We start from the raw sequence: 22,439 nt of genomic DNA, 5'->3' as shown, positions 1-22,439 counted from the left end.
TCTTATTTCATTGGTGACACCTGTTAGAAGAGAGCACGCAATGACAGGTTTCCCGTCCTGCGTGGTGATAATATAGGTAACGAAAGGAAGTGCTGCGATTGGAATGGCTGCTCCGCATGAAGGACGCCTTGGATTTAATTGAGGAACGCATGGATGATCGGCTGGATATCGAGGAAATCGCGAAGGAGGCATTCGTCTCTCCCTTCCACTTTCAACGCATGTTCCATATCCTTACTGGGATGACGGTAGCCGAATATACGCGTAAGCGCCGGCTGACCTTAGCTGCTCAGGAGCTCGCGATGTCTTCTGCCAAGGTCATCGACATAGCGCTCAAGTATGGCTACGATTCTCCCGAATCGTTCGCCAAAGCGTTCCGCAAGATCCACGGTTTAACGCCGTCGGAAGCCAGGAAACCAGGCGTCAGCCTGAAAGCTTTTCCACGCATCTCTTTCCATTTATCCTTGAAGGGAGACAAAGACATGGACTATCGCATTGAAGAGAAGGAAGCATTTAATGTCATTGGCAAGTCGATCGAGGTAACGTGCGAGGACGGCCAAAATTTGCGCGACATCCCGAAGTTTTGGGCGGAATGCAACAGCAACGGCACTATTCAGCAATTTGAAGCAGCGGGGATCGAGGGAGATTTGCTTGGCATTTGCCTGGATATGAAGCCCGGACAAGGGGAATTCACCTATATGATTGCCGGTCAAACGACCGGCGGCGCTGCTGAAGGGTTGTCGCTTCGCTCCATACCGGCATCTACTTGGGCGATATTCACTTCCATCGGGCCGCTGCCCGGTGCGATACAATCCGTATTCGGGAGAATTTATCAGGAATGGTTCCCTGCTACAGGATACGAGCATGCCGAAGGACCGGAAATTGAGATGTATCCGCTCGGCGACACGACGGCCGACGACTATCGTTGCGAGGTATGGATCCCGATCGTTAAAAAGTAAGGTATAACAGCAGCCCCAAGGGTTGTGTTGGTTGTGTCATGTCTTATATGAATTTTCGTACAATGCCCCTGACTCCATACGACTCCATCCACACTTTATGTGGTTTATCGTACAAAAACTTTATCTTATGACCGTTGCCAGCTTGTGTTATACGATTATTCACACAATCACCTGCCTGAACAATCTTCTGGCTCAAACATTGTCATCTGTGAAAATAAAAAGCCGAGAATCCTTTATCCATAAGGATTCTCGGCTTTTAAATTTACGTATAATTCACAGCTTGGCGATAGCACGACCGGCCACTCTTCCCGAAAAGAGGCAGCCCCCGAGGAAAGTGCCTTCGAGCGCGCGGTAGCCGTGTACGCCGCCGCCGCCGAAGCCGGACGCTTCACCGGCTGCATATAGGCCGGGTACCGGATCGCCGTTCCCGTCAAGCACTCTGCCGGACAAGTCCGTCTGCAATCCGCCGAGCGTCTTGCGGCTGACGATTCTAAGTCTTACGGCAATGAGCGGACCGCTCTTCGGATCGAGCAGCTTATGCGGAGCCGCGACACGAATCAGTTTATCGCCAATATAGTTGCGAGCTCCCCGAATGGCTGTAATTTGCATATCCTTCGTAAAGCTGTTCTCAATCTCGCGGTCTCTCGCCTGTATCTGGCGTTCAATGTCGGCGAAATTCAGCAACGATTCACCTGTCAGCCTGTTCATGCCGGCAACGAGCTCGGCTAGATCCGCAGCAATGACGAAGTCTTCGCCCTTCTCCATGAACGCCTTGACCGGTGCAGTAGGTCCAGGGAGCACGCGGCCGAGCACCTGCTTGATGCTTTTGCCGGTCAGATCAGGATTTTGCTCCGAGCCGGACAGCGCGAATTCGCGCTCAATAATCTTCTGCGTCAGAATGAACCACGAATAGCTGTAGCCTGTCTTCTGTATCGTCTCTAGCGTGCCAAGCGTATCGAACCCTGGGAAGTTTGGCGCAGGGAAACGCTGCCCCTTCGCATCCAGCCATAACGATGACGGACCCGGAAGAATCCGAATGCCGTGCTTATGCCAGACCGGATCCCAGTTCTTAATGCCCTCGGTATAATGCCACATCCGATCGCGGTTAACGATTCGGCCTCCTGCTTCCTCCGTTATGGCGAGCATGCGCCCGTCTACGTGAGCCGGAACGCCTGACAGCATATCATCGGGCGGCGTCCCCAGCCTGCTCGGCCAGTTCTGCCGAACGAGCTCGTGATTCGCGCCGATTCCTCCGCTGCTGACAAGGACGGCCTGCGCCCGATATTCGAAGCGTCCAACTTCCTCGCGGGAGCTTGCTTCACCGCGCGCCGCCGTGCTTGGCGCAAGCACCGCCCCTTCCACGCCTATGACGGCGCCGTTGCTGCGCAGCAGATTATCGACCCTATGGCGCGGCAAATACGTAATCTTCCCGCTCGCCATATGCGCACGAACCCGCCGCTCGAACGGCTCGACGATGCCAGGCCCAGTCCCCCACACGATGTGAAAGCGGGGAACGGAATTTCCGTGACCTTCCGCCAAATAACCTCCGCGCTCAGCCCAGCCGACAATCGGGAAGAAGCGAACACCCATCGCATGAAGCCAAGCTCTCTTCTCGCCCGAAGCGAAGTCGACATAAGCTTCAGCCCACTTCCGTCCCCAATAATCTTCGTCCTCATCCCGGTCGAAGCCTGCCGCTCCCAGCCAATCCTGCCACGCCAGCGCCTTCGAATCTTTAATCCTAAGCCTTCTCTGCTCCGGCGAATCAACAAGGAACAGTCCGCCGAACGACCACCACGCTTGCCCGCCAAGGGAGCTCTCCGGTTCTTGGTCGAGAAGCAGCACCTTCTTCCCTGCGTCTGCGATTTCTGCCGCCGCGACAAGACCAGCGAGACCGGCGCCTACTACGATTGCGTCAACTTCCATTCGCACAGCTCTCCTTTTGAAGATAGATTCAGCCGATGACGGCTGGATACGACTGCTTAATCAAGCAGCTTCCGCATGTAGTCGTTCAGCAATATGCGATCTGGATCCAGCTCCTCGCGTACCGCTTGGAATGAATGCCACTTCGGATACAGCGTCTGCAACTGCGCAGCTTGAAGCTTATGCATTTTGCCCCAATGCGGCCTGCCGCCGTAATTCAAAAAGATTTGCTCCATCGCCTCGAAATACGCTTCATGCGGCATCCCTTTGTACATGTGAACGGCGATGTATGCCGAGTCCCTTCCGTGCGCCGGGCTAAGCCAAATATCGTCGCCCTTCGCATAACGGCACTCGATCGGGAAGTGAACGCGGTACTTGCCGCGCGACATGGCCTCTCGCATCTCTTCAATAGCCGGTGACATGGCTTCCGCCGGCAAATTGTATTCCATTTCGTTAAAACGAACATATCGCTGTGTAGCAAACAATCGGTGGCTGTGGTCGATCTTACGTCCTACAGGAACTTGCGAAGCGGAGATTCGGCTAATATGCTTGCTCGTGCCCGGCAGCCTGCGGGATACCTCCGACAGAAGCCCGAATAAGCGATTCTCGATCCACACTTCGCTGATGTGATCCCATGCCCTTCTTCCGGTCACTTCCTTGTCCGTCTTGTTCGTAAGCTTAATCTGGCATGGCTGCGCATAAGGAAACCAATAAAATTCAAAGTGGCGATTGTCTCCCGCCAACTTCGGCAATTGCTGCAAACATTCAGACAAAGGGATTCGTCTGCTCTCGTATTCGAGCTTGTAGGCTGGCTCAAGCTTCAGCGTCACCTGCACGATAATCCCGAGAGTGCCAAGCGATATTTGGAACGCTTTGAACCATTCAGGATGAGATTGCTCCGTACATTGCACGACTTCACCCGTGCCCGTAACGACGGTGAGCTCGGCGATCTGCGTTGCGATATTGCCGAGTGTTCGCCCCGTCCCGTGCGTACCCGTGCTAATCGCCCCGGCAATCGACTGTACATCGATATCGCCTAGATTTTCCTGAGCCAGTCCGTTCTCGAACAGCAGCTCGCCAAGCAGCTTCAGCTTCGTTCCTGCCCATACGGTTGCCGTCCTCGCTTCCGGATCGACGGATACGATGCCTTGCATGCGGTCTAGCGAGATCAGTATATCGTCGGATGCCGCTATCGGCGTGAAGGAATGACCTGAACCAACCGTTCGCAGCCTTCTTCCTTCACGGCGGCATAAGAGCACCGTATTTACAACCTCTTCGATGCTGCTCGGCATGATGACCTGTCTTGGCGTCGCTTGTACCGAGCCCGACCAATTCGACCAGCCTGACGAGTCTTGTTTCATAGGAAGCACTCTCCCATTCCGCGATAAGTCTTGTATTCGCCAACAATTTTCCCTTGCGAAACCGCATACAAAATTTCGAATCGCTCGCAGAGCTCTCCGGCCTTCGCATGGCGGAAGAACACGGGGTCGCCGAGCTCAAGCTTCAAACCGGACGGCACGCGCAGCGGCGTCTGCACCTCGCCCGCCCCCTCAAGCTTGAACAGCTCCAGCCCTTCCGGCAAATAAGGCTTCGCCTCCTTCTCCGGTCCAGGCGAACCCGATGCGGTATAACCGCCGCCCATACAAGTGACAATGTCCGCTTTCGGCCGGCGAACGACCTCGACGGCAAAACCTGCCGCCGGCTTATAACGGAACGATCTGTAGAGATCGAATAAACCCGGCGCGTAGAAGCCTGAGCCTGCCGTGATTTCGGTGACGCACGCTTCCTCGCGGGAGCTGTCCATGCTTCCCGTTCCGCCCGCATTCACGAAGCGCAAGGAAATGCCCATAGCGCTAATGCCTTGGGCCGCTTCCTTCCTGCGTCTTGCGCTTTCTGCGATCGATCTTTTTTTGAGCCATTTGATTGACGCATTTTTGAATCGCTTGCCCGGTACGTTATCGCCAACTCCCGCTACCTGGGCTTCATAGCCCATCATTCCGTCCAGCCTCAGCCACGTTGATTCGCTAATGCGCTGCACTAGCGGCTTCATCTGTTCCCATGATCGAATCGGCGAGCGCCATACCCCAAAGTGCAAACCGGGATAATCGGCAGACATATCCATGTCGATGCATAGAGGAACAACGACTTGCCTATCCTCCGCCAGCCTCTCAAGCTGAATCGCATGCTCCTCGCAGTCAACCATAAAGACGATCGAGCGACCCTCGCGAATGAACTCCAACAATTCGAGCAATGCGTCAGAATGCCACTGCGGATAACCAAGAAGCAGGTCGTCGAATCCTTGGCGTGCAAGGAATGCCGCCTCGCCCGCCGTAAAACACATGATGCCTTGGAATACGTCGCTTGTTTGCAGAAGCCGCCGCATGGCATCGACGCAACGAATCGACTTGCTCGCTATACGCACCTTTTTGCTTCCCGCTGCCGCGGCGATTGCAGCCGCATTCGCATCCAGCATGTCGAGATCGACATAAGCAAGGGGCTTCGGCAGATCTGCAAATATTTGTTTGTAATACTCATAAGCGTCCACTACCCGATCAGCCCTTTCGTGAACAAATGGACAAGCTTCTTCATCTATATGAAGTCATTCTTTAGCGGGCGCGATTATCCTGCATGCAGCGCCGGGTAAATCGCTTATTTTGTGTTTTTTTCGGTGAAAATCGGAGATGTTGTCGACCGTTTCTCGTTGAGGGCGCGTTTGTATTATAATGATGAATATGTCTATTACAATTGGAGATGACTGTTACCGATGAAATCCGAAATTATGAATCGATTCGTCACCTACGCCAAGGTGGATACGCAATCGAACGAAAGCTATACAAGCTGCCCTTCCACACCAGGACAGCTGACGCTGGCGCGTATACTTGTAGAGGAGCTTAAGGCGATCGGCATGCAGGAGATAACGCTTGACGACAATGGCTATGTTATGGCAACCCTTCCTGCCAACAGCGACAAGCCGATCCCGACGATCGGCTTCCTCGCCCATGTCGACACCGCCACCGAGCTGTCTGGCGCCAACGTGAAGCCGCAAGTCGTTGAAGCGTATGACGGAGGCGATATTACGCTGAACGAAGAGCTCCGAATTGTATTGTCGCCGCGTGACTTCCCTGAGCTGTCAGGCTATAAGGGACAAACACTCATTACGACTGACGGCACCACGCTGCTTGGAGCGGACGACAAAGCCGGAATTACCGAGATTATGACGGCGATGAATTATCTCATTCAACATCCAGAGGTGAAGCATGGCAGAATACGTGTCGCGTTCACGCCCGATGAGGAGATTGGCAGAGGCCCGCATAAATTCGACGTGGCAGCGTTCGATGCTTCATATGCCTATACGCTCGATGGAGGACCGCTTGGGGAGCTGCAATTCGAGAGCTTCAATGCAGCAGCAGCCGCGATTACAATCAAGGGCAAGAACGTTCATCCCGGCACTGCCAAAGGCAAGATGATCAATGCGGTGAAAATCGCCGTAGAGCTTCAGAGCAAGCTTCCTGCCGAAGAAGCTCCTGAGCATACCGAAGGTTACGAGGGGTTCTTCCATCTATCCTCGATTCAAGGCGACGTGGAAGAGGCTCAGCTTCGTTACTTGATTCGCGACCATGACCGCGAGCGATTCAATGGCCGCAAAGCCGAGCTGACCGACATCGTCGAGACCTTGAAGGCGAAGTACGGCGCCGATCGTATTGAGCTTGAGCTGCGCGATCAATATTTCAATATGGGCGAGAAAATCGAGCCTGTCAAAGAAATCGTCGATATTGCAAGGCAGGCGATGGAGCGTCTCGGCATTACGCCGATCATCCAGCCGATACGCGGGGGAACGGATGGATCGCAGCTGTCCTACATGGGGCTTCCGACGCCGAACATTTTTACTGGCGGAGAGAACTACCATGGCCGTTACGAGTATGTATCGGTCGACAGCATGCTTCATGCCGTGAACACCATTATTGAAATCGTTAAGCTGTACGAAGAGCGTGCATAGTTCGATAGAAAGCGAGGAGAACCTCATCTCCCATGAACTTAGGTTCATGGCGAATGAGATCCTCCTCGCTTTTATTATTACTTCAATACAAAGCTGGCCGTCACAGGGTTATGATCGCTGTTCGCAAAGCCGAGGTCATGCCCCTTCACACTCGTTATCCCAATATTCGGCGATACTAGGAAACCGTCGATCACAGCAAGAAAATTAACGCCTTTCTCATAAGGAATGTCAAGCGTTCTAACGGATGGGACAGCGGGATCATTCGCCCACTGAAGCCCTTCTAACCCGAAGCCTTCAGGAAACGGCTGCAGCCATTCCGGCCAATCCTGCTCCGCTTCGAAAGCAGCGGCATCGGTTGAAGGGAGAGAGTGATTCCAGTCGCCGCCAACGATGAGATAGTTGCCTTTGTCTGATTCCTCGCGAATAAAACCGTCCAAGAAATCCAATTGCTGCTTGCGAATGGTCCCGCCCTTGTCAAACGCGGACAGATGCAGATTGATCAGCACCAGCTCCTTGCCATTGTCGACTGGAAACCGGCTTGCGATTAATGCGCGATCCAGCTCCAATTGCTGCACGGGCCAGCTTTCCTTGCCGGGCAGATCATAACGTACATGAGATGTACTTTGGAACGTAGATAACGTCATCAGACCGCTTCTGACCGTCCCCATCGGATCAAACACAGGAACAGGCACCCACGGCACTTTATAATTAATCGCATAAGTGCTGTCGTAATCGGATAATGTGTCGCTTAGAGCAGCCGCTTCGTCAATCTTGTAGCTTCGAGATGATCGGGTATCAACCTCTTGCAGCAAATAGAAATCCGATTGCGTACCCTGCAAAAAATCAGCAATAGCAGCAAGATTAGCTTCGGTCTGCCCCTTGCTGCTCGAACGAGACATTTTGCCGCCATCCACGAAAAAATCTTGCCCTTGATCTAGGCCTGCATATCCGATGTTAAAGGTTGTTACCGTTACAGAATCGCCTTGCTTCAACGCTTGCTGGCTGTTATGGCTGGCTTCAAGCGCTAGCTCCGAAGCAGGCTTGTAATCGACCAATGTCACATAAATAAGGAACAGAGCAGCAATAGCGACCGGTATGGCAATTATCCATCCTATCCATGTTAACGTTCTCCGCAGCAACTTCCTTCCTCCTTTTACCCTTTTGTTCTATTAGTTACGATTATGAAACACAATCCATATCTAGGCAATCAAAGCTTTGCTCCAAAAAAAAATCCCCCAAGCTATGATAGCTTGGAGGCTTGCAACACAACGCTGCTTATCGAACGAGCCAGCCGCCGTCTACAGCGAGAATATGGCCGTTCATATAATCGGATGCGGCGGATGAAAGGAATACCGCAGGACCGATCATATCCTCGGACGTACCCCAACGGCCAGCCGGGATGCGGCCAAGGATTTGGGCGCTGCGAACCGGATCTTCGCGAAGCGCTTCCGTATTGTCCGTGCTCATGTAGCCCGGAGCGATGGCATTCACTTGCACGCCCTTCGAAGCCCATTCGCTCGCAAGAGCTTTGGTAAGGCCAGCTACCGCATGCTTGCTCGACGTGTAGCCCGGAACGTTGATGCCGCCTTGGAAGGAAAGCATCGAAGCAATATTGATGATTTTGCCCGAGCCTTGCTCGATCATGCGGTTGCCCGCAAGCTGGCAAAGCGCGAATACGGAATTCAAATTGACGTCCAGCACGTCCTGCCAATCGGCGTAGCTGTGATCGGCCGCAGGCGTACGCCGGATAATGCCCGCGTTATTCACCAAAATGTCGATCTTGCCTAGCTCGTCGACGGTCCGTTCAATGATGCCAGGCAGCTTGCCGCGATCGGCAACATCTACCTGAATGGTAATCGCTTTGCGTCCAAGTGCGCGAATCGCTTCCGCAGCCTTGTCCGCAGGCGTTCGGTTTGTTACGAGCGCAATATCGGCGCCTGCTTGAGCCAGCCCAAGCGCGATCGCTTCTCCAAGCCCGCGACCTGCTCCTGTCACAACAGCCGTTTTACCGCTTAAATCAAACAATCCCATCGTTCTACACCTTCCCTTTATTGCGTTTGCCGCCGCCTGCCGCCGATGCTTTCATCATTTGAAGGCCATATGCTTCATACTTCGCTTCTATTTCTGGAGTTATGCCATCATCGGTAATGATGATATCGACATCTTTCAAAGCCGCATACGTAATGAGCGCCCCTCGGTCGAATTTGCTATGGTCGGCCAGGCAATAGACGGTTTTCGCATTCTCCATATACATCTTCTTCAGCTTCGTCAGTTCCTCGGTGAAGATCGTTAAGCCGTACTCCATATGAATGCCGGTCGTCGACAGAAACAGCTTATGGACATTAAGCCGCTTAATCCATTCCTGCGATTCCGCGCCGATAAGCAGATTGTTATGGCGATATCCGCCGGGAACAACAAGCCTAACCTGATCCTTCATGATCAGTTCCCGGATAATGAGCAGATCGTTCGTCAGTACCGTTACAGGCATGTTCGGGAGCAGTCTGGCCACCTCAAGCGTCGTGCTTCCGGCATCCAGAGCAATAATGTCTTCCGGCTCGATGCAAGTTACCGCAAGCGCCGCGATCGCCGTCTTCTCGGACTGGTGTTTGCTGTTCGGGTATTGGATCGGAAGCAGGCTGTCCTCCCCGTTCTGCTCCATGACCGCCCCGCCGTGCGTGCGCTTCAGCAGCCCCTTCTCTTCCAACTTCTCCAGATCCTCGCGGACTGTCTTCTCCGTTACCTGGAATTGCTCGCTTAGCTCGGATACTTTGACCGCGCCGTTACGCTCTAATTTTTCTATAATTTTGCGATGCCTTTCCGCTGCTAGCATGACGCGTACCTCCCAAATCTTTCAGTACGACTATTTTAACTGGCTTGCAGGTACCGCGTCCATATCCGTGAACGTGTAGTTCTCGCCGGCCATCGACCAACAGAAGGTGTAGTTGCTTGTGCCCACGCCGGAATGAATCGACCATGGCGGCGAAATAATCGCTTGCTCGTTCGCCACGACAAGATGTCTTGTTTGCGAAGGCTCGCCCATCATATGGAACACGCGCGCGTCGTCGTTCATGTCAAAGTACAAGTAAGCTTCCATGCGGCGGTCATGCACGTGCGAAGGCATCGTATTCCACACGCTGCCCGTCTTCAAGCTCGTAACGCCAAGCATCAGCTGGCAGCTTTGAATACCGTCTGCATGAATATATTTATAAAGGACGCGTTCATTGGAAGTTTCTTGCGAGCCAAGGTGCGAAGGGTTCGCTTCCTCTACCGTCATTTTGCGCGTCTCGATTTCTTTGTGCGCAAGGGCGGAGCAGAAATACAGCTTAGCCGGATTGGCAGCATCAAGGCTTGTAAGCAGCACTTGACGTTTGCCTTTGCCGACATACAGCACCTCAAGCTTGCTAAGCTCATACGATTCGCCGTCAACGGAAATCGATGCCGGTCCGCCAATGTTCAGGAAGCCGATCTCGCGGCGCTCAAGGAAGTATTCCGTCTTAAGCGTAGCAGCCGCTTCCAGTTCAAGCGCTTTCGTAACCGGCACTGCTCCGCCAACGACCATACGGTCATAGTGTGTATAAGTCATTTTGATTTGATCCTGCTTGAATAAGCTTTCGATCAAAAACTCCTGGCGAAGACGTTCCGTATCATATAGCTTCACATCGGTTGGGTTCGTAGTATGGCGCACTTCCATTGTATAAAAGCCTCCTAATAGGTATGTTATTGTTCGTTTTCTATAATAACACACAATTACGAACATAAAAAGTACATTTTCGAAAGATTGCTTCTCGTTCCGCAATCTCCTTTACGGACACCAGCGACGCTAATACGCCGAATAATGTGCTTCCCGCGAGTTAACGGACCGAGGAGACCCTATTCCCTCATAACTAGAGCGTTCTAGCCTCGTTTGACAGGTATAGCGTCAGCTGTGTCCGTAACGAGGGCGATCAGAGGGTAAACGAACGAATAAGAGCTTCTGCTGTCCGTTAGATCCAGTTCAAACTAACTAGAAAAAGAGCCGTACAAGCCAACTTAGGCTTATACGACCCTACCCTCATCCTATATATTCGGTCTCGCGTTCATCCAGCACCTTAGAACCTTAATATAAAGTACTTTACACGCGTTCCTTCACCCAAACCGCCATCTCGCCTTTGCCGCGGTTCGCCCAAGCGTAATAAGGGATGAACTTCGCTTCGGCAGGCGCCAAGTAAGCCGATGAATCCGTGCGGTACAACTGCGTTCCCCACTGCTTATACTCCAGCTTGAGCGCTTGGGCCGAGATCACTTGCAGTCCTCCCGCAAGCCCTTTGTCGAACGACACGCGCAGCTCCGAGTCGACGGGCAGCATTAGCGAGCCAAGACCCGCGCCATTATCCGCTTCCTCGACGCAGTAGACGAGCGGTCCGTGCTGCAGCGCAACTTTGCCGGCGTTATACTTCACAAGCGGATTGCTTCTTACGCGCATAACCGGCATCTCAAGCACAAGCTCCACGACATCTCCAGAGGACCATGTTTTCTCTACGATTGCGTATCCGCCTTCAATCTTATCCTCATATGCATAAGGCTTGCCGTTCACGGTAATCGTCGCGGAAGCACTCCAATCCGGAAGGCGGAGCGCAAGCGCGAACTTGGTCGGCTCAGCAGGCTTCACTTCATAGCTGACGTTGCCCGACCATGGCATGCTTGATTTCTGTGCAAGCTGTACACTTGTTCCTTCAACCTGCAAGGTTGCCTCGCCGCCGATATACAAATGCGAATAGATCGTCGAGCCTTTGACCGCATACGTATACTCACCTAGGGAAGCAAGCAAGCGCGCAATATTCGGCGGGCAGCAAGCGCAGCCAAACCATTGTTGGCGTACCGGCTTAACGTGATTGTAGGTTTTATTGTTTCCTTCGCATACTTCCGGCGTTACTTCCAATGGATTAACGTAGAAGAAATGTTTGCCGTCGCGGGACATGCCTGCGATTACCGTGTTATAGAGCGCACGCTCTAGTACGTCCGCATACCGGCTGTTCGGTTCAATCTGCAGCATCCGGTGCGCAAAGAAAATAAGTCCGATTGCGGCGCACGTCTCCGAATAAGCCGTGTCATTCGGCAGATCATAATCGATCGAGAAGGCTTCCCCGTTCGCCATCGAGCCGATGCCGCCCGTTACGTACATTTGCTTGGAGACGATATTGTCCCAAAGCTTACGGCAAGCATCGACCAACGATTGATCATTCGTTTCGCGAGCTACGTCAGCCATTCCCGCAAGCATATATACGACGCGCACCGCGTGGCCTATCGCTACGTCCTGATCGCGAACCGGCACATGCGCTTGGAAATAGGCATCGTCAAGCTGCAGCCTTCCATTATGCCAATGCGATGTCCAACCCCGCGCTTCCGCCTCCGCATGGAAGAAACTCGGTTTCTGTCCGCGCTTATCGATAAAGTATCGGCTTAGTTCCAAATATTTATTTTCGCCCGTCGCTTCGTACAGCTTCACGAGCGCCAGCTCAATTTCCTGGTGACCATCGTAACCGGCAATTTGACCTGGTCCATCGCCGAAAACAACAGCAATATCGTCAGCCATCTTGCATACGACATCAAGCAGCTTGCGCTTGCCTGTTCCTTTGTAATACGCAACGCCCGCTTCGATCATATGGCCGGCGCAATACAATTCGTGGCATTCCGTCAAGTTCGTCCACTTCTTGCCCGGTTCCTTGAGCGTATAATACGTATTCAAGTAGCCATCCGCATGCTGCGCCTTCGCAATCGTATCTATAACTTCGTCGGCGATGACCTCGAGCGCCGGATCTTTTCTCGTATGCAGCAAGTAACCGACGGCTTCCAGCCATTTGGCCACATCGCTGTCCTGGAACACCATACCGTGGTAGCTGCCTTCGGCTTCGCCGGCTGCTATCTTGAAGTTGGCGATCGCATGGCTCGGATCTGCGCTTTCGATTCGATCGTTCAGCGCATCCCATTGATACGGAACGACGACGTCTCGCACCAAATCGATATAGTAGCTCCAGAAATCGTCTTTTATTTGAACGTCTTGAAGCGAAGCCGGTCTTGCCTTGCTCCTATTATTTACCGCTTGTCCCATCAGTAACTCGCACCTCTCCGAAAGAAAGTAATAATTTATGTGCTGCTGATTCCTATTGTATGCGCTACAATGAAACATAAATATAATAAGATCAAACCTATTTTTTATAAAATATCACACTCGCCCGGGAGGGAGATTCAATGACTAACCGATCGCCTGAGCATGTGTACTTCGCAGCCCCGCCGCTGCCTTATTATCTAGAAAGCGGCATGACTATTTATGAGCCGGGCGGACAGCATCCAAGCCGCCAGCAGCTTGGCTTGTTCGATCTGATTATCGTCGAATCCGGCACTTTGCATATAGGAGAAGAGGATATGAAATGGGCTCTGACAGCTGGAGAGACGCTCCTGCTGCTCCCCGATCGTTATCATTATTCGGTCAAGCCCTGCGAGGAATCAACCTGCTTTTACTGGATACACTTCCTCCCTGTTGGCGAATGGCAACAATCGGCAGAAGAATATGCAAGCCTGAATCAAGAGGAGCATTTTACAAAATTTCATACATCGACTTACTCCCTTCACCTGCAGAAGCAATGGAAGCTGCCAAGCCCCGAGACGACGTATCAGCTCCTCCGCGCGCTGAACCAATCGGGCAGCGAGCGCCAATCCAGCGCTTTTTGGACAAGTCAACAGCACTTCGATGAACTGCTGCGCTTAATGGACCTCAGGCAAGATGACATGTATACGAGCCCTTCGGTCACGCTCGCGGAGAAAACGGAAGCCTACATTAAGAATAACTATCGGACGGAAATTACGAGCAAAACAATGACCGATGCCTTGAACTTCCATTACAACTACATTACTCGCTGCATGAAACAGGTATACGGAATGACCCCGATGGACTATGTCACGAAGTACAGGCTTGAGCAGGCAAAGCTGCTGCTCATTAAGACGGAATGGCCCGTAGCGCAAATCGCACAGTACGTCGGCTTCGAGAATACGCCTTACTTCTCCAATTGCTTCGCCGACAAGATCGGCATGGCGCCGAGCAAGTTCCGCAAGCAGTTCACGACCTAGCACCAGACACGCCAAACCGAGGTCTTACTGCAGCGCGCACAGCAAAGACGGCACTAGAATAATCAGCATATAGAGACAAAGCCACTCCCGATGGAGTGGCTTCTTTGTTATTACTAATATACAGGATAACCTGTTACGAACAATGCGAGATACAGTAGACTTCCAACAATCGATAATACGGTAAGCGCAGCATCCTTAGACTTTTCTTCTGTAAGGGCTGCGGTTGCAAAAGCTAGCGGAAACGCAACGATAAAATAACGCGGAGCGGACAGCAACCAGGTAGGTCCCACTACTAAAACAAAATATACGATAAAATACGCCGTGTACGAGGGATTCAGCTTCTTGACACCAAGCAGCATAACAATCAGAGCAGTAAATATAGCGACCAGATTCGGCAGCCATAAACCTAAGAAGAAACGGCTATTCCCCTCCGTAAATGCGCGAACAGCGTATTCCATTTGATACCTTACCGTATCGAAAAATAAATAGAGCTCCTGAGACCAATGCTCTTTCTGGTAGATAGAGTACTGAAATGCGTTCCCGGTAACCTCGTAATTTATATATAAATACGCCAGCAGACCCAAAGGTATAATAAGCAGACCGGCAACAGCTGTGGCTAATTTGCCTATAAACACTCGCTTATCCGAAACCTTATAGTAAACGATTAGCTCCCGTACGAGCTCAATAGCCACCGGCACAGCCAAGAGAATCCCCGGCGAACGCGTATAAGCGGCTAGCGCTCCACACAAACATCCGATGATCCACTTTTTGTTACGTACAAAATAAATGCACATGAGAGAAAGCGCCAAAAATAAAGATTCTGTCATAGGTATGAGGAAAAAAAATGCTGCCGGGAATATAAAAATATATTTCACTGCCCGCATAGCGTTTCTGCGAGACATATCCATACGCGCAAGCTCATAAGCGAAGAGAGCCGCGACAATCGAGAAGATGATAGAAACCACGAATCCTGCAGCGAGATAGCTACCAGTCCATACCTCGATTACTCTTATCAAATGAGGCAGCAACGGAAAAAACACAATGTGGAACCTTGGATCTCCCTCCGTCACATAACCATTCTCCGCGATCCCCAAATAGGCAAAGGCATCGATCCCCGATATGTGCCAAGTCTCCATCATTTTACTGAATAGCCCGCCCGAATAACCATGCTGTATGATCAGAAAAACATAACCAATTATCAGAAGGAGACAGCGGCTTAGCAGCATCCAGCCTATTATTCTCAACCAATCCTGTTTCCTATTACCTTCATCCGTTCGATGAGCCTCTACCTCATCCGTCCGATCGCCCGTCAGAATATAGGCAGACAGAACAGGTATCGTGCGCAGGCCCAATATCACGAATAGTGCGAAACAGGAAGCAGTGGCGATCGTGCCACCCACGGTCCAGCTCTCGTTAGAATTCGCCCAATAAAATGCCAGAAAGGCCATCAACAGCATGAATATTATGTATAGGTTCTTATCTTTCCTCATTATAAGCCTCTTAGCCCCCATCGGTTTTTTGCTTAATCAGTAAATTGGATGAAAATGAAAAAAGTGCACATAAACATAATAGTATTGGACTATTTATTTGTAAATATAAAACAGATAATTATCTAGTATAGGTATACAGACGTGGGTCTTTGGGAGTTAGTTTGTCGAGTGCATCTAGTGACATCTTCCCGCTGCTTGAGTCCATGTCAGCCAGCATTTCTTCCGACAACATCCTTGAATTTCCTCTTCATATGAAAAAGCAAACTATTAAGCATATTAGCTTAACGGTTTGCTTTTGTTTTTTCTATAACGATACTGGTTTAAACTTCACTAGCCAATACCGGGAACAGCTCTCCCGCAATCGTATCTCCTTCCTTGAACCCCATGCCGCTCGTCAAATGATGGTTGCTCATGCCGTCGAAGGTTGCCTGCTCGGGCATGTATACGATGGTCAGCACTCGGCGAGGCCGATCCGTCTTGTTCGCATAGGCGTAATGGAACGTGAGGCCGTGATGAACGGTGCAGCTTCCTCTCTTCAGAGGCACTGCAACCGGCTCGCTGGCAGCAGCCTTGGAATCCCCGGCAAGCTCGAACAGATCGACAGGATTGACGAAGTCGACGTTCTCAAGCTTGCCTGCCTTATGCGAGCCAGGAACGAATGCCAGACAGCCGTTGTTCTCGTCCACGTCATCGAGCGGAATCCAAATGGTCATCACATCGGATTCCTTCATCGGAAAGTAGGTCGAGTCTTGATGCCACGGTGTCGCCTTCGAATCTCCGGGCATCTTCCAGAACGCCTGATCGTGGAACAGCCTGACGCCAGAGCCTTCCGACAGCTGCAACGCAATGGCCGCAAGGTAAGGACTAAGAGTGAACTTCGCCATGCCGGCGGAATCCTTCCACGTATTCATCCGCATATTCAATATTTTAGACAGCTCCGACTTCGGCTCGTCCGCGATACCGCCAACTTCCTTGCTGCGCATGACGTCGTCCAAATACGAGGTCAGCTCATCGATCTCCGCATGCGACAGTACATTATCCAGCTTCACATATCCTTCGTTACGGTAAAATTGCAGCTTCTCCTGCGACACCTCGTAAGCCATTAGCTGTTTCCTCCCTATATTCCGATATATCGGTCAGATTAAGTTGTGCCAAACGTTACGCCAAGCTCGATGAGCCAGCGGCGGTAAGCGACGGACAGCGTATCCGCCTTATGATTAAGCTCCAGCTGCAGATCCAGCGGCAGCAGCTCGGGCTTCTGCGTCTCGATAATCCAAGCATCTTGTTCGAATACGGTGTCTTGGAAGGCGATAAATTGCTCGTCGGGAACATCAAAGCCGTAATTGCGCGACACTGCCATGTAGACGGTGCATTCCTTCTCTGCCACAGGGAGTACGGTTAGCAAAATCCATAACGTCTGCCCCGTTGAGGCATCGCGCTTGGACAGCCTTGCCGCTAAAGGACGAAATACTTCCTTCACGTAAACATACGTCGTACCTTCTTCGGCATCCGAGCCTGAATGCGCCACGGGCTGGAAGATCGGCACATCGCTCGTGTATACGCGATCCTTCTCCTTGAACACCTTGAAGTCCGGCAGCTCTGCATAGTCGGGATGGCCAAGCAATCCGCCGTGTACGAACATAAGATGGGCGAAGTCGGTGAAATTCTCAATGACGCGCGTGCCTGCAGCCTGAACGGTATAAGGACCGCAAGCGAGCGGGCGAAATTCGTTATTTTCGAATTCATCGAGGAAAGGGAGTTCACTTGTCGGTTCACCGATGCATACCCAGACAAGTCCGTACTTCTCCATGCAATGGTATTTGGTCGCCTTCGCTCTGACAGGAATTCGATCCGTCTTCGCTTGCGCCGGGATACAGACGCATGCGCCGCTCCCGTCATATTTCCAGCCGTGGTAAGGGCATACGAGCGTCTCCCCCTCCACCCTGCCCTTGGACAACATCGCTCCGCGGTGTACGCACAGATCTCGCAGGGCATGCACGCTGCCGCTCGCTGCGCGGAATACGGCTACGCGCTCGCCCATAACCGTGACGGAAACGGGCTGTTCCTTTAAATCCTTAGCTATATAAACGGGATGCCATTCGTTTTCGAGGACGGTGTCCCTCAGCACCTCAGTCAACATATCAACCACTCTCCCCTGGAATTATGACTGCGCTAATCCGTTGTATGCTTCTCCGTTCCAGCTTCTATTCATTCGTAATGACTTTCGAGCCGGATTTAAGCGATTCGACGATTGCATTGATTTTGTCTTTGATTTCTTGCGAGATCTTGTCTTCGAAGCCATGGTAAGGAGCCAAGTAGATCGCGCCGTCCTTCACGCCAAGCAGTTGCGATTCGGCCTTCATCTCCTTGTTCTTAATCCGCTCGACGACAACCTTCATCGCTTCCGGGTAATCCTGAATCACGCTCGTAGCGACCGTATCCGGGCCGTTGCTGTTCTGATCCTGATTCGAGCCGATGGCGAGAACGCCCTTCTGCTCCGCTGCTTCGATACCGCCGAGTCCCGCTTGATTCGCATTGGTCATAACGACGTCTGCGCCTTTCTCGATGATCGTAATCGCCGTTTCCTTCGCTTTGGCGACATCGTTGTCGCTTCCCAGCATCGTTGTAAGCACGTTAATGTTAGCCACCGTTTCTTTCGCGCCTTTCTCGAAGCCAGCCACCGACTTCGTAATCGGAGGAATTTCCGAGCCTCCGATTGCTGCTACAGTACCCGTTTTGGACAATAGCGCCGCAATCGATCCCATCAAATAACCTTGCTCGCTGTTATTCAAGCTAAGCGAAGTCAAATTCGGCTCTTGCGTAATCGTAGAGCTGTTGACCAAAAACCATGTCTCCTCAAAATCCGGCGCGATCTCCTTCATCACATCGCCGTACTCGAAGCCGTGGCCGATAATAACGTCGTAGCCGTCCTCGGCGTAACCGCGAATAAATTCAGCCGCGTCGGAGTTGCCGACCTTCTCGGAGTATGCCGTTTCCGCGCCAAGCTCCTCTTTGATTTTCATAAGACCGGCATAGGCCGTTGCATTCCATCCGTTATCATTAATCGGGCCAGGGGTTAGCAGAGCTACCTTGAGCGCCTTGCCGCCCGTGCCGCCGTCGTCGCCCGTATTGCCGGAATTGCCGGTCTCCGTATTTCCGCCGCCGCATGCCGCCGCAAAAATCAATACTAAGCTTATACCTAATACCGCCAGCGCCTTACTAAACATTTTCGTTCTCATCCTAACCCCTCCAAATAATGTTTTTTTGTCTGTATGCATCACTTCTATATGGCAAAAGAAGACTTCGGCCGGATGCCGGCCATTAGCATGCCGATACGATCCAAATCCGCCGTTTCCCGATCCATCGTGTCCAGCAGCTCCCCCTTGTAAAGCACCGCTATGCGGTCGGACAACGCCATGATTTCTTCTAATTCAGTCGATATGAGCAGAATCGAGCAGCCCTTCTCCCTTGCCTCGAGAATTCGCTTATGCACGTATTCCGCTGCGCCGACATCCATGCCTCGCGTCGGCTGCATGGCGACGAGTACCTTCGGGTTCAGCATCAGCTCGCGGGCCAAGATGACCTTCTGCTGGTTGCCTCCCGACAGCTGCCCGATCGGAATGGCCGCGCCCGTCGTCTTAATCGAGAAGCTGCGTATTTGCTCCTCCGCGTTCTGGCGCATCTTTCGGCGGTTGATGATGCCGGTCTTACTGAAGCGCAGCTTGCGATATTCCTTGGAGATAAGATTCTCCTCAATGCTCATCTGCAGCATAAGTCCTTCCTTATGGCGATCCTCCGGAATATAGGCTACGCCGCGCTCCGTCATGCTGCGCGGATGCTGGCGATGAAGCTCCTCGCCTTCCAGCACAATCACGCCGCTTTGCTTGTTTCTCAGCCCAAGCAGCACTTCGCTGAGCTCTCTCTGCCCGTTGCCGTCAACGCCGGCGATGCCGAGTATTTCACCCTGTCGTATCGATAAGCTAATGTTTCGGAGCAGCTCGGAGCCGCTTTCGCCCGCACTTACCCCTCTCATCTCCAATCGAGTCTCCGCCTGCTTCCCGATCCTCGCCTTGCGCATCTGAGCATGAACATCGCGGCCTACCATCATCCGTGCCAGCTCCGCCGCTGTCGTACCGCCCAGCTCATGGGTACCGACAAGCTTGCCGAGCCTTAGGACAGAGACGCGATCGCATATTTCCTGCACTTCCTGCAGCTTATGGCTGATGAAGATGACCGTCTTGCCTTCTGACTTCAGCGTCCGCAACACACGGAACAGATCCTGCACCTCGGGCGGCGTCAGTACCGCGGTCGGCTCGTCTAGAATGATGAACTCCGCTCCGCGAAACAGCGTTTTGACGATCTCCACCCGCTGTTGCTGGCCGACCGACAGTTCGCTTACGCGTTGCTTAGGGTCTATGTCGAGCCCGAACCGATCCGACAGCTCCCGTATCTCGGAGCATGCCTTCTTGAATCGAAAGAGCGGACTGCGATCCTGCTTCATGCCGAGTACAACGTTCTCTGCCACTGTCAGAGCGGGAATGAGCATGAAATGCTGATGCACCATGCCGATCCCCACGTTTACAGCCTGCCTAGGAGAAGCGAACTTGACCGGCTGCGCTTGGAATAAGATCTCGCCCTCGTCCGGCGCCAGCATTCCCGACAGCATGTTCATCAGCGTGCTCTTGCCTGCTCCGTTCTCCCCTAGAAGCGCATGTATCTCGCCCTTCCTAATCGATAGATTCAAACGATCGTTGGCGACGAAGCTGCCGAAGCGCTTCACCAGTTCGCGGGTTTCCAAAATGATTTCCGCCTTTATCTCCATTGCCATCGTCCTCCTCAACCTTCTACTGTCTTACCCATTGCGGTTAGCCAGACTCTTGTATGGCGCTCCGGTTGCCGCAGGTTGTTTGCTCTTGCCCGAGAACCACGCTAGCGCGACCATCGTTAATAAGTAAGGGAACATCAGCATGAATTGATATGGAATTTTGATGCCGAACGTTTGGAAACGAAGCTGCAGAGCATCAGCTCCTCCGAACAGCAGAGAGGCAGCCATCGTGCCGGCCGGCGTCCACTTGCCGAAGATAACGGCCGATAGGGCGATGAACCCGCGTCCCGCAACCATATTTTCCGTGAACTGATTCAATATGCCGAGCGATAGGGAGCAGCCTGCAACACCTGCAAGCATGCCGCCGATGATGCAGCAAATATATCTTGTACGGTGAACGCGAACGCCCAGGGTGTCTGCTGCCAGCGGATTTTCGCCGACGGCGCGTACTTGCAGCCCCCAATTCGTTTTGTAGAAAATAAATGCGACAATCGGTACGAGCAAGTAAGACACATAGGCAAGTACATTCTGATGGAACAATGCTTCGCCTATATAAGGAATGTCGCTTAAGAGCGGAATCTTTACCACGGCAATGCCCTGTACCTGCACCGCTTCCTGTCCCATGCCAAGCAGGCTTCTCCCGAAGACGGTCGTAATGCCGAGACCGAGCAGGTTAAGCGCCGTTCCGATAACGACTTGATCCGCCCCCGTCGTGACGACGAGAAATCCGAACACGAGGCCGACTAAACCGCTGACGATGATAGCTGTGAGCACGCCCAGTCCGGCACTGCCGGTATAATAAGCGCCTATGACGCCTGTCAGCGCGCCGATCAGCACCATCCCTTCCATCCCGATGTTCAATATGCCGCTCCGCGACATGAACAGAATGCCGAGTGCTGCGAGCAGAAGCGGTACGGAGAGCCGAATGGCCGAAGCCAGGAAGCTTACGATGATGTCTTCGCTCATCCTAGTTCCCCTCCCCTTTCTTCAGACTGAACGCCGCTTGGGCTGTCGCTGAGCCATCTTCCCTGCGGAAGAGGCTTGCCTTGCCAAGCTTAGTCATCCATGCCTCAATGAGCTTTCTCTTCACCCCGCCGAACCAATAACGATTGCATACGACGAGGATAATAATCGTCGCTTGAATGACATAGACGAGCGAAGTGGATGTGCCCGTCAGCCGCTGCATTGCATTCGCCCCGCTGCGCAATCCGCCGAACAGAATGGCGGAGCCTATATTGCCAAGCGGATGCGCGCCTCCAACGAGCGCTACCGCAATGCCGTCGTAGCCAAAGCCGGGCGAGAAGTTCTGAAACAGCCGATTCTGCACGCCAGCGATCTCCGCGTAACCGCCGACTCCGGCAATCGCGCCGCTCACCATCATGACGAGAAGCACATTACGATTAACCGGGATGCCCATTACCTTCGTCGCTTGCTTATTGAATCCGACTGATCGAATCTCATACCCCCACACCGTGCGGTTCAATATAAAATAAAGGACAACCGCGATGACGACTGCCAATATAAAGCCGTAATGCAGCCGCGAATCGAACAGCTTGCCAAGCAGCGCCGTATCCGGCAGCCTAGCGGACTGCGGGAGAGAACCTCCTTGCTCCTTGAGCGGTCCGGTTACCATGTAGCTGACTAGATAAATCGCCATATAGTTGAGCATGATCGTATTAATAATCTCGCTCGCCCCTCTGCCGATCTTAAGCGCGCCCGCGATGCCCGACCATACGGCGCCGCCTACAGCTCCCGCGGCAATGCAAAGCGGAAGATGAGCATAAGCGGGCAGTCCTGGAATATACAAGGCGGCAATCGTCCCTGTCAGCGCGCCGATGTAGATCTGCCCTTCCGCGCCGATATTGAACAGGCCGCAGCGGTAAGCGAAGGTGTAGCATAAGCCCGCGAACAGAAGCGGCGTTGCCTTGACGAGCGTCTCCCTCAAGCTGTTCATGTCGCCGACAGCACCGTCCCATATAAGACGATAAGCCTCGAAGGGCGACACGCCGGCGATTAGCATAACGAGTCCGCCAGCAAGCAAAGCGACGATAACAGCTCCGGCATAGAAGCCGACCTCTACGATGATCTTCAACCATTTCTCCATCGCTTCTTTTTTATGCCCAGTCTCACTCACTTGGTCCAGCCTC

Annotated in this window: 18 protein-coding genes; 3 read left to right on the top strand and 15 right to left on the bottom strand. The window is 52.6% G+C overall.

Annotated elements, in window-relative coordinates:
* Window positions 1-98: 98 nt before the first annotated feature.
* A complete protein-coding gene (locus tag AC0YN0_RS01245) occupies window positions 99-956 on the top strand; it encodes an AraC family transcriptional regulator (protein WP_475819659.1) in 858 nt (285 codons plus the stop codon).
* 273 nt (window positions 957-1,229) lie between these two features.
* Here AC0YN0_RS01245 and AC0YN0_RS01240 read toward each other — a convergent pair whose 3' ends face one another.
* Genes AC0YN0_RS01240 through AC0YN0_RS01230 form a run of 3 tightly spaced genes read right to left on the bottom strand, consistent with a single transcriptional unit; the run spans window position 1,230 to window position 5,421 of the window.
* Entirely contained in the window at window positions 1,230-2,879 is a 1,650-nt protein-coding gene (locus AC0YN0_RS01240) for an FAD-binding dehydrogenase (protein WP_475819658.1), read from the bottom strand.
* A 56-nt stretch (window positions 2,880-2,935) separates the two neighbouring features.
* On the bottom strand, window positions 2,936-4,237 hold the full coding sequence (locus AC0YN0_RS01235; protein WP_475819657.1) for a D-arabinono-1,4-lactone oxidase: 1,302 nt from the start codon (window positions 4,235-4,237) through the stop codon (window positions 2,936-2,938).
* Window positions 4,234-5,421, bottom strand: a complete 1,188-nt coding sequence (locus AC0YN0_RS01230; RefSeq protein ID WP_475819656.1) for an amino acid deaminase/aldolase — start codon at window positions 5,419-5,421, stop codon at window positions 4,234-4,236. Before AC0YN0_RS01230 ends, AC0YN0_RS01235 begins: the two co-directional genes overlap by 4 nt.
* 219 nt (window positions 5,422-5,640) lie before the next feature.
* On the opposite strand from AC0YN0_RS01230, the gene pepT reads away from it, so the two are divergent.
* Window positions 5,641-6,873, top strand: a complete 1,233-nt coding sequence (pepT, locus tag AC0YN0_RS01225; protein ID WP_475819655.1) for a peptidase T — start codon at window positions 5,641-5,643, stop codon at window positions 6,871-6,873.
* Window positions 6,874-6,950: 77 nt separating this feature from the next.
* On the opposite strand, the gene AC0YN0_RS01220 is transcribed toward pepT, so the two are convergent.
* The 5 genes from AC0YN0_RS01220 to AC0YN0_RS01200 form a co-directional block, all read right to left on the bottom strand.
* Window positions 6,951-8,012, bottom strand: a complete 1,062-nt coding sequence (locus AC0YN0_RS01220) for an endonuclease/exonuclease/phosphatase family protein (protein ID WP_475819654.1) — start codon at window positions 8,010-8,012, stop codon at window positions 6,951-6,953.
* A 136-nt stretch (window positions 8,013-8,148) separates the two neighbouring features.
* Window positions 8,149-8,904 (bottom strand): 2-dehydro-3-deoxy-D-gluconate 5-dehydrogenase KduD, encoded by a 756-nt coding sequence (gene kduD, locus AC0YN0_RS01215; RefSeq protein ID WP_475819653.1) that lies wholly within the window; start codon window positions 8,902-8,904, stop codon window positions 8,149-8,151.
* Between the two features lie 4 nt (window positions 8,905-8,908).
* Window positions 8,909-9,703 (bottom strand): DeoR/GlpR family DNA-binding transcription regulator, encoded by a 795-nt coding sequence (locus AC0YN0_RS01210; RefSeq protein ID WP_475819652.1) that lies wholly within the window; start codon window positions 9,701-9,703, stop codon window positions 8,909-8,911.
* 30 nt (window positions 9,704-9,733) lie between these two features.
* On the bottom strand, window positions 9,734-10,564 hold the full coding sequence (gene kduI, locus AC0YN0_RS01205) for a 5-dehydro-4-deoxy-D-glucuronate isomerase (RefSeq protein WP_475819651.1): 831 nt from the start codon (window positions 10,562-10,564) through the stop codon (window positions 9,734-9,736).
* 420 nt (window positions 10,565-10,984) lie between these two features.
* Entirely contained in the window at window positions 10,985-12,961 is a 1,977-nt protein-coding gene (locus AC0YN0_RS01200; protein WP_475819650.1) for a glycoside hydrolase family 127 protein, read from the bottom strand.
* Between the two features lie 140 nt (window positions 12,962-13,101).
* Between AC0YN0_RS01200 and AC0YN0_RS01195 the strand changes: the two genes are divergently transcribed.
* Window positions 13,102-13,977 (top strand): helix-turn-helix transcriptional regulator, encoded by an 876-nt coding sequence (locus AC0YN0_RS01195; RefSeq protein WP_475819648.1) that lies wholly within the window; start codon window positions 13,102-13,104, stop codon window positions 13,975-13,977.
* A 113-nt stretch (window positions 13,978-14,090) separates the two neighbouring features.
* Here AC0YN0_RS01195 and AC0YN0_RS01190 read toward each other — a convergent pair whose 3' ends face one another.
* The 7 genes from AC0YN0_RS01190 to AC0YN0_RS01160 all read right to left on the bottom strand — a co-directional run bounded on the left by AC0YN0_RS01190 (window position 14,091) and on the right by AC0YN0_RS01160 (window position 22,426).
* Window positions 14,091-15,467: a hypothetical protein gene (locus tag AC0YN0_RS01190; protein WP_475819647.1), complete on the bottom strand. Its 1,377-nt coding sequence runs from the start codon at window positions 15,465-15,467 to the stop codon at window positions 14,091-14,093.
* A gap of 320 nt (window positions 15,468-15,787) precedes the next feature.
* Window positions 15,788-16,570 (bottom strand): phytanoyl-CoA dioxygenase family protein, encoded by a 783-nt coding sequence (locus AC0YN0_RS01185; protein WP_475819646.1) that lies wholly within the window; start codon window positions 16,568-16,570, stop codon window positions 15,788-15,790.
* Between the two features lie 38 nt (window positions 16,571-16,608).
* The gene (locus AC0YN0_RS01180; protein WP_475819645.1) at window positions 16,609-17,607 is read right to left on the bottom strand and encodes a Rieske 2Fe-2S domain-containing protein; all 999 of its coding nucleotides are present in this window, start codon (window positions 17,605-17,607) and stop codon (window positions 16,609-16,611) included.
* 64 nt (window positions 17,608-17,671) lie between these two features.
* On the bottom strand, window positions 17,672-18,706 hold the full coding sequence (locus AC0YN0_RS01175; protein ID WP_475819644.1) for a BMP family protein: 1,035 nt from the start codon (window positions 18,704-18,706) through the stop codon (window positions 17,672-17,674).
* A 44-nt stretch (window positions 18,707-18,750) separates the two neighbouring features.
* Window positions 18,751-20,289, bottom strand: coding sequence for an ABC transporter ATP-binding protein (locus AC0YN0_RS01170; protein ID WP_475819643.1), 1,539 nt, complete (start codon window positions 20,287-20,289; stop codon window positions 18,751-18,753).
* A gap of 30 nt (window positions 20,290-20,319) precedes the next feature.
* Window positions 20,320-21,258, bottom strand: a complete 939-nt coding sequence (locus tag AC0YN0_RS01165) for an ABC transporter permease (protein ID WP_475819642.1) — start codon at window positions 21,256-21,258, stop codon at window positions 20,320-20,322.
* Window position 21,259: 1 nt separating this feature from the next.
* On the bottom strand, window positions 21,260-22,426 hold the full coding sequence (locus AC0YN0_RS01160; RefSeq protein WP_475819641.1) for an ABC transporter permease: 1,167 nt from the start codon (window positions 22,424-22,426) through the stop codon (window positions 21,260-21,262).
* Between the last annotated feature and the right edge of the window lie 13 nt (window positions 22,427-22,439).

It is taken from the genome of Paenibacillus sp. J22P218 (assembly GCF_056269195.1).
This window is presented reverse-complemented; position numbering and strand designations above follow the sequence as displayed.

What these genes read in the sequence shown, in the direction of transcription:
- AC0YN0_RS01170 (WP_475819643.1), bottom strand. Translation starts at nt 20,289, where the DNA reads ATGGAGATAAAGGCGGAAATCATTTTGGAAACCCGCGAACTGGTGAAG.
- AC0YN0_RS01190 (WP_475819647.1), bottom strand. Translation starts at nt 15,467, where the DNA reads ATGAGGAAAGATAAGAACCTATACATAATATTCATGCTGTTGATGGCC.
- pepT (WP_475819655.1), top strand. Translation starts at nt 5,641, where the DNA reads ATGAAATCCGAAATTATGAATCGATTCGTCACCTACGCCAAGGTGGAT.
- AC0YN0_RS01200 (WP_475819650.1), bottom strand. Translation starts at nt 12,961, where the DNA reads ATGGGACAAGCGGTAAATAATAGGAGCAAGGCAAGACCGGCTTCGCTT.
- AC0YN0_RS01180 (WP_475819645.1), bottom strand. Translation starts at nt 17,607, where the DNA reads ATGTTGACTGAGGTGCTGAGGGACACCGTCCTCGAAAACGAATGGCAT.
- AC0YN0_RS01210 (WP_475819652.1), bottom strand. Translation starts at nt 9,703, where the DNA reads ATGCTAGCAGCGGAAAGGCATCGCAAAATTATAGAAAAATTAGAGCGT.
- kduI (WP_475819651.1), bottom strand. Translation starts at nt 10,564, where the DNA reads ATGGAAGTGCGCCATACTACGAACCCAACCGATGTGAAGCTATATGAT.
- AC0YN0_RS01235 (WP_475819657.1), bottom strand. Translation starts at nt 4,237, where the DNA reads ATGAAACAAGACTCGTCAGGCTGGTCGAATTGGTCGGGCTCGGTACAA.
- AC0YN0_RS01185 (WP_475819646.1), bottom strand. Translation starts at nt 16,570, where the DNA reads ATGGCTTACGAGGTGTCGCAGGAGAAGCTGCAATTTTACCGTAACGAA.
- AC0YN0_RS01175 (WP_475819644.1), bottom strand. Translation starts at nt 18,706, where the DNA reads ATGAGAACGAAAATGTTTAGTAAGGCGCTGGCGGTATTAGGTATAAGC.
- kduD (WP_475819653.1), bottom strand. Translation starts at nt 8,904, where the DNA reads ATGGGATTGTTTGATTTAAGCGGTAAAACGGCTGTTGTGACAGGAGCA.
- AC0YN0_RS01165 (WP_475819642.1), bottom strand. Translation starts at nt 21,258, where the DNA reads ATGAGCGAAGACATCATCGTAAGCTTCCTGGCTTCGGCCATTCGGCTC.
- AC0YN0_RS01240 (WP_475819658.1), bottom strand. Translation starts at nt 2,879, where the DNA reads ATGGAAGTTGACGCAATCGTAGTAGGCGCCGGTCTCGCTGGTCTTGTC.
- AC0YN0_RS01195 (WP_475819648.1), top strand. Translation starts at nt 13,102, where the DNA reads ATGACTAACCGATCGCCTGAGCATGTGTACTTCGCAGCCCCGCCGCTG.